The organism is Arenimonas composti TR7-09 = DSM 18010 (genome assembly GCF_000426365.1).
GTDB classification, from domain to species: Bacteria; Pseudomonadota; Gammaproteobacteria; order Xanthomonadales; family Xanthomonadaceae; genus Arenimonas; species Arenimonas composti.
The window spans coordinates 77,712-84,974 of the sequence record NZ_AUFF01000009.1; the positions used below are offsets into that span (position 1 = coordinate 77,712).

Genomic DNA, 7,263 nt, shown 5'->3' on the forward strand with positions numbered 1-7,263 from the left:
ATGCACGCGCAGCGCGGCGCGCGTTTCGGCTAGGCTTCACCGGTCGCGCCTGCCGGACCGTTCCCCCAGTGAAGATCGTCAGTTTCAACGCCAACGGGCTGCGCTCGGCGGCGAACAAGGGCTTCCTCGAATGGCTGCCCGGGCTCGACGCCGATTTCGTCTGCATCCAGGAGACCAAGGCGCAGGAGCACCAGCTGCGCGTGCCCGAGCTGCTGCCGCCCGGCTACACCGCCTTCTTCCGCGACGCCAGCACGAAGAAGGGCTACAGCGGCGTCGGCATCTACACCCGGCGCGAACCCGACGAAGTGATCACCGGCCTCGGCTGGGAACCCTTCGACGAGGAAGGTCGCTGGCTGGAGCTGCGCTTCGGCAAGCTCAGCGTGGTGTCGATGTACTTCCCGTCCGGCAGCTCCGGCGACGAACGCCAGAACTTCAAGTTCGCCTGCATGGACTGGATCCTGCCGATCTTCGATGCGTACCTGGCCTCCGGCCGCGACGTCGTCATCTGCGGTGACTGGAACATCGTGCACACCCGCAAGGACATCCGGAACTGGACCTCGAACCAGAAGAACTCCGGCTGCCTGCCGCAGGAGCGCGCCTGGCTCGACCTGCTGTTCCACGACCGCGGCTGGGTCGACAGCTACCGCCACCTGCGTCCGGACGGCGAGGACTACACCTGGTGGAGCCAGCGGGGCGCCGCGCGCGCCAAGAACGTCGGCTGGCGCATCGATTACCAGGTGGTCACGCCCTCGCTGCGGCCGCGGCTGAAATCCTGCGCGATCTTCCCGGAGCCGCGCTTCTCCGACCACGCGCCCTACCTGGTCGAATACGAATGAGCACATCGACCCCGGGGCGCGCCGCCCGCCTGCGCGACGGCATCCGCCCCTACCTGCAGCGGGAGCCGCTGGCGGCGCTGATGCTCGGCATCTCCTCGGGTTTCCCGTACGCGATGATCGGCGCGACGCTGACCACGCGGCTGGCCCAGGACGGCATCGACAAGAAGAGCATCACGACCTTCTCGCTGGCCTTCCTCGTCTACAACATCAAGTTCCTGTGGGCGCCGCTGGTCGACGGCGCCCGGCTGCCGCTGCTCGGCCGGCTCGGCCAGCGCGTGTCCTGGCTGGTGTTCGCCGGCGCGCTGGTGATGGCGGCGGTGGCGTGGCTGGCCCTGCTCGACCCGCGCGCCGACCTCGTCACCTTCGCCTTCGCGGCGGTGGCGGTGGGCGCGGCCGGCGCGACCTTCGACATCGTCATCGACGCCTACCGCATCGAGCTGTTGCGGCCCGAGCAGCTGGGCGTCGGTTCCGGCATGTCGCAGTACGGCTGGCGCATCGGTTCGGTCGCCGCGGGGTCGCTGGCGCTGTTCCTCGCCGCCGACCACGGCTGGCAGCTGGCCTACCTGGCCTGCGCGGTCTTCGCGTTGCCGGCGATGCTGACCGGGCTGGTCGTCGGCGAACCGCCGCGGCGCAAGGTCGTGATCGTCGCGCAGGGCCTGCGGCAGATGCTCGATTCGGTGGCCGGGCCGCTGCTGGAGTTCTTCCGCCGCCGCGGCGCGCTGCTGGTGCTGCTGTTCGTGCTGGTGCACAAGATCGGCGACACGCTGGCGAACCTGACGCTGCGGCTGCTGCTCGACGACCTCGGCTTCAGCAACCAGGAGATCGCCACCTGGGATGTCGGCGTCGGTTTCTTCGCGCTGCTGGCCGGCATCTTCGTCGGCGGCTTCCTGTACTCGTGGCTCGGCATGAAGCGCTCCGTGCTGATCGCGCTCGTGCTGATGGCGGTGTCGAACCTGAGCTTCGCCTGGCTGGCGCTGCAGGGGCATTCCAACCTGCTGCTCGGCTTCACGATCGGCTTCGAGAACCTCGCCAGCGGCATCGGCGGCGTGGTCGTGGTCGCCTACCTGTCGGCGCTGTGCAACCTGGCGTTCACCGCGACCCAGTTCGCGCTGCTGTCGGCGGCGTCGAGCGTCGTCGGCCGCTTCGTCACCGGCACCACCGCGGGCGCGCTGATCGAGGCGCTCGGCTACGTGCAGTTCTACCTGCTGACGACGTTGATCGCGCTGCCGGGCGTGCTGCTCTACCTGTTCATGCTGCGCGCGGGGCTCATCGAACGCTCGCTGGGCGACGCCGGCAGCGGCCACGGCGGCCAGCGTTGATCACGTTCGCGTGAAGGAAGCGGGCTTGCAGTCGGTGTCGCCGCACGTATCCTGAGCCTCCCCCGAAGGCGCTTTCCCATGGCCGATTTCCTGCTTCGCGACATCGACGAGCGGGTCGCAGAGCGCGTCAAGGAACTGGCGCGCCAGAAGGGATGGCCGCTCAACGACGTGCTGCTGCACCTGATCAAGCAGGCACTGGGCCTGGTCGAACCGGAACCGCCGCCGGTACCCGGCGACATCGCCCGGCTGTCGGGCGCATGGAACGACGAGGAGGCGCGCGCCTTCGAGGCCGCGATGGCCGCCCTCAGCGGGCTGCCCGACGATGCGCCGGCCTACGTCGGCGAGGAGCGCCGTCTCGGGCCGGACCGCCGCAAGTTCCCGCGCGACTAGGCGCGCCAGATCCCGCCGAGTACCCGCGGCCCCGCCGCGCCGGTGACCGAGGGCCGGTTGCCGGGGCGGCCGGCGAGCGTTTCCCGCGCCAACCACGCGAAGCCGGCCGCTTCGACGAAGTCGGGATCGACGCCGGCGGCCGCGGTGCTGGTGACCGCGACGTCCGGCAGCCGAGCGGCGAGCCGCCGCAGCAGCAGCGGGTTGTGTACACCGCCGCCGCAGACCAGCAGCCGGCGGGCGGTCGGCAGGGTCGCGCGCAGGGCCTCCGCGACGGTGGCAGCGGTCAGTTCGCAGAGGCTTGCCTGCACGTCTTCCGGCGCCGGCAGCGGCGCACCGCGGCTGCGCAGCCATGCGAGCTGGAACTGGTCACGGCCGGTCGACTTCGGTGGTGGCGCAGCGAACCAGGGGTCGGACCGCAACCGCCCCAGCAGCGCCTCGTCGACGCGGCCGGTGGCGGCGAACGCGGCATCGCGGTCGTAGGCTTCGCCACGCTGTTCGCGGATCCACGCGTCCATCAGCGCGTTGGCGGGGCCGGTGTCGAAGCCGCGCACGTCGCCGGAGCGCGGCAGCAGCGTCAGGTTGGCGATGCCGCCGAGGTTGAGCACCGCGCGGTCCTCGCCGGCATCGGCGAACAGCGCGGCATGGAAGGCCGGCATCAGTGGCGCGCCCTGGCCGCCGGCGGCCACGTCGCGGCGGCGGAAGTCGGCGACGACGGTGATGCCGGTGCGTTCGGCGATCACGTTCGGGTCGCCGAGCTGCCAGGTGAACGGGGCGGCGCCGCGCGGATCGTGGCGCAGCGTCTGGCCGTGCGAGCCGATCGCGCGCACCGCCGGGGCGGCGATGCCGGCTTCGGCCAGCACGCGCATGGCGGCGTCGGCGAAGGCGTGGCCGAGGCGGGTGTCGAGGCGTCCGAGATCGTCCGGGTGCACTTCCGCCTGCGCCTGCGACCACGCCAGCACGTCGCGGGCGACGTCGTCCGGCAGCGGCAGCGTGCGTGCATGCAGGAGTCTGGCGCCGTCGGCGAAATCCATCAGCGCGACATCGATGCCGTCGGCGCTCGTGCCCGACATCAGCCCAAGAAAAAGCCCGCCGGGTTCGCCGGCGGGCAACGCATCCGCGGGGTGCTGCGGTCCTGTCATGCGTCAGCGGGAGGCGAGACGAACGCCTCCGATGCGACGCAGCTGGGCCATCGCCGGCGCCGTCGCCGCCTGGAAGCGGGCGAGCTCGGCACCGGTCAGCGGTTCGGGCTTGGGCATCGTCACCGTCAGCGGATCACGGTGAGCGCCGTTGACGCGGAATTCGTAGTGCAGGTGCGGGCCGCTGGCGAGGCCGGTGGAACCGACGTATCCGATCACGCCGCCCTGCTGCACCTGCTGGCCGACCTTGTACGAACCGAAGCGCGACATGTGCGCGTACAGGGTCGTGTGGCCGCGGCCGTGGTCGACGACGACGGTGCGGCCGTAGCCGTTCTGCCAGCCGACGAAGCTGACGCGGCCGTCACCGGCGGACATGATCGGCGTGCCGGGGCTGGCGGCGTAATCGACGCCGCGGTGCGCGCGCACCGTACCGAGGATCGGATGGCGGCGATTCGGGTTGAAGCGCGACGACAGCCGCGCGAACTCGATCGGCATGCGCATGAAGCTCTTCTTCAGCGGCCGGCCGGTGTGGTCGAAGAACTCGTACTTGCCGTTGCGCTCGAAACGCAGCGCGGTGTACTCGGTGCCGCGGTTGACGAAGCTGGCGGCGACGACATCGCCGGCGCGCACGCGCTCGCCGTCGCGCCACAGTTCCTCGTAGACGACCTGGAACTGGTCGCCGTCGCGCAGGTCGCGGCTGAAGTCGATGTCGTAGGAGAACGCGTTCGCCATCTGGTTGATGGCGTTGTTGCTCAGGCCGGCGCGGGCGCCGTCGGCGTACAGCGAGCTGGTGATCTCGCCGCTGGCGATCATGATGCGGCGCTCGAGCGGGCGCTCGATAAGGGTCTGGGTGATGGCCTCGGCGTCGATGCGCAGTTCGATCCGGTTGGCTTCGTCGCGGTCGAAGCGCAGACCGCGCAGCTGGCCGTCGTCGCCGAACTCGAACGCCAGCTCGGCGCCTTCGCGCAGCCGGCTCAGCGGACCTTTCGCCGCGGGGATCTCGAGCACGCGGTGCATCACCGTCGCCGGCACGCCCATCTCCTCGAACACCGCGCCGAGCGTCTGCCCGCTGCGCACGTGCACCGTCTGCCACAGCGGGCCGGTGTCGGCGGCGTCGGCATCGACGGCCGCAAGCGGCGGCAACGGCAGGGCGAGGGTGGTGCGGGCGTCGACGTCGTGTGACGTGCCTTCGACAGCGTTGGCGAGACCGGGGACGATGGTCGCCACGAGGGCGCCGAGAGAGAGGCCGAGGCCGGCGAGGATCCAGTGCTCGCGGGACCAGCGGCGGAGGGGAGAAACGCGATACGGCAAGGGATTCTCCCCCATGTGTACGAAAAGTCGCGGTACGATAACCAGCACGAAATCCGCGCGTCAAACCCTTGTCTCCATTCAGTTTTTTGATCTTCGCGGTTTAACATTCCATTAACCTGGGTTTAACGTTGCGAGCCTGCAACGCCCCTCTCACCTGAACCAGAGCGCGGTCCTGTTCATGTCCGACACCTCCCTCGACAACGCGCTGGCCGTCATCGGCCGCGGCGCCGACGAAATCCTCAAGCGCGAAGAGCTCGCCGCACGGCTCGCGGCCGGGCGACCGCTGCGCGTGAAGGCGGGGTTCGACCCGACCGCGCCCGACCTGCACCTGGGTCATACCGTGCTGCTCAACAAGATGCGGCAGTTCCAGGACCTGGGGCACCAGGTGATCTTCCTGATCGGCGACTTCACCGGAATGATCGGCGACCCGACCGGCAAGAACGCCACGCGCAAGCCGCTGACCCGCGATGACGTGCTCGCGAACGCGCAGACCTACGCCGACCAGGTGTTCAAGGTGCTCGATCGCGAACGCACCGAGGTTCGCTTCAATTCGGAGTGGTTCGGGCAGATGGGCGCGGCCGACATGATCCGGCTCGCCGGCCAGCACACGGTCGCGCGCATGCTCGAGCGCGACGACTTCGCCAAGCGCTATGCCGCGCAGCAATCGATCGCGATCCACGAATTCCTGTATCCGCTGGTGCAGGGCTACGACTCGGTCGCGCTGAAGGCCGATGTCGAGCTCGGCGGCACCGACCAGAAGTTCAACCTGCTGATGGGTCGCGGCCTGCAGGAGCATTACGGACAGCCGCCGCAGATCGTGCTGACGATGCCGCTGCTCGAGGGCCTCGACGGCGTCAACAAGATGAGCAAGTCGCTCGGCAACTACATCGGCATCGCCGAGCCGGCGATCGACATCGTCAACAAGACGATGAAGATCGGCGACGCGCTGATGTGGAAGTGGATCGAACTGCTGAGCTTCGACATCTCCGCAGGGGAGGCGCACAAGCTGCGCGAGGAGGTCGCGTCGGGCCTCAATCCTCGCGACATCAAGCTGCGCCTCGCGCGCGAGCTGGCGACGCGCTTCCACGATGCGGCTGCTGCGGAGAAGGCGATCGCCGGCTGGCATGCCGCGGTCACCGGCCAGGGCGATACGTCGTTGCTGCCACTGCAGGACGTCGCGGTACCGGCCGACGGGCTGCGCATCGCCGCACTGCTTTCCGCCGCCGGTCTCGTGCCGAGCAATTCCGAGGCGATGCGCAAGCTGCGCGAACGGGCGGTGCGCGTCGACGGCGAGGTGTTCGAGGATCCGCAGCGGCTCTTCACGCCGGGCTACGAGGGTGTGCTGCAGGTTGGCAAGCGCAATTTCGCCCGCGTGAGGTTGACGCCGGGCGCCTGACCGCCCGGAGGACGACGTGGAGGAAGTGCTCGGTGACTGGCGTGTGCAACTGCAGGCGCTGTTCGCCGTGGGCTGGGCGATGCTGCTCGGCGGCGCGATCGGTGTGGAGCGCGAACTCAAGAACCGCCCCGCCGGATTCCGTACCCATATGCTCGTCGCGGGCGCCGCGGCGCTGCTCGTCGGGCTGGTCGACCTGATCGTCGCGCGCTACGCGGGCGAGTCGCACCGCGGCCTCGTGCAGATCGATCCCGTGCGCCTCGTCGAGGCGGTGGTCGCCGCGGTGGGCTTCATCGGCGCCGGCACGATCTTCAGGGCGGGCCGCGACGGCGGCATCTCCGGCATCACCACCGCCGCGTCCCTGCTCATGGCGGCGGTGATCGGCATTGCTGCCGGCCTGCGTGCGCACGTACTCGCGCTCGGTGCGACGCTGCTCGCACTCTCGGTGCTTCTGATGCTCGCGTGGTTCGAGCGACGCTCGCAGTTCCCGCGCTGAACGCAGTCGCGAAGCACGGTCCCGAGGCAAGCTTTTCCTGCGCTGAACACGACCGCGCGATTCCCCCTTTGCAAAACGGCGGGTCAGGGCTATTCTTCGCGCCCCTTGCAGCGGCGTGCCGCGGCGGGGGCGGCAGGAAGCGGTGAACAGGGTGTTGACGTTCCCGGAAAGTGCTGTAAGATGTGCGGCTCGGTCGGACGAGATGTCCGGCGGAACGCGGAGACCGAAACGGCCCGCGACGCGAACGATCTTTGACAGTGTGCGCAGGAAATTTGTGCGGGCGCCTGGCGGGTGATGGACGAGTCCATTACTTGCAGACGTCTAGCCAAACAAGCTTTTAGTTGTATTGCTATGCAAGCGACGTGAAGCCTGGTCGGACATC

General features: G+C 69.3%; 7 protein-coding genes. 5 read left to right on the top strand and 2 right to left on the bottom strand.

Annotated elements, in window-relative coordinates; translation table 11 throughout:
• Positions 1-68 precede the first annotated feature (68 nt).
• From K311_RS0111645 to K311_RS16695, 3 genes are all read left to right on the top strand, one after another.
• Positions 69-836 carry an exodeoxyribonuclease III gene (locus K311_RS0111645; RefSeq protein WP_026817461.1) on the top strand — a complete coding sequence of 256 codons (768 nt, stop codon included), beginning with the start codon at positions 69-71 and terminating at the stop codon, positions 834-836.
• Entirely contained in the window at positions 833-2,155 is a 1,323-nt protein-coding gene (locus K311_RS0111650; protein ID WP_026817462.1) for an AmpG family muropeptide MFS transporter, read from the top strand. The genes K311_RS0111645 and K311_RS0111650 overlap by 4 nt, the downstream gene beginning before the upstream one ends.
• Before the next feature lie 78 nt (positions 2,156-2,233).
• Positions 2,234-2,545, top strand: a complete 312-nt coding sequence (locus K311_RS16695; RefSeq protein WP_051240046.1) for a hypothetical protein — start codon at positions 2,234-2,236, stop codon at positions 2,543-2,545.
• Here the strand turns inward: K311_RS16695 and K311_RS0111660 are convergent.
• Positions 2,542-3,615 carry an anhydro-N-acetylmuramic acid kinase gene (locus tag K311_RS0111660; protein WP_245570660.1) on the bottom strand — a complete coding sequence of 358 codons (1,074 nt, stop codon included), beginning with the start codon at positions 3,613-3,615 and terminating at the stop codon, positions 2,542-2,544. The two genes, K311_RS16695 and K311_RS0111660, sit on opposite strands and share 4 nt — an antisense overlap.
• Before the next feature lie 72 nt (positions 3,616-3,687).
• Positions 3,688-4,992 (bottom strand): peptidoglycan DD-metalloendopeptidase family protein, encoded by a 1,305-nt coding sequence (locus tag K311_RS16700; RefSeq protein ID WP_051240052.1) that lies wholly within the window; start codon positions 4,990-4,992, stop codon positions 3,688-3,690.
• 178 nt (positions 4,993-5,170) lie between these two features.
• Here K311_RS16700 and tyrS point away from each other — a divergent pair, with 178 nt between their 5' ends.
• Together tyrS and K311_RS16705 are read left to right on the top strand one after the other, a co-directional pair.
• Positions 5,171-6,388 carry a tyrosine--tRNA ligase gene (gene tyrS, locus K311_RS0111670; RefSeq protein ID WP_043797718.1) on the top strand — a complete coding sequence of 406 codons (1,218 nt, stop codon included), beginning with the start codon at positions 5,171-5,173 and terminating at the stop codon, positions 6,386-6,388.
• 16 nt (positions 6,389-6,404) lie between these two features.
• Complete coding sequence (locus K311_RS16705; RefSeq protein WP_425476585.1) at positions 6,405-6,881, top strand: MgtC/SapB family protein; 477 nt, start codon at positions 6,405-6,407, stop codon at positions 6,879-6,881.
• Positions 6,882-7,263: the final 382 nt, after the last annotated feature.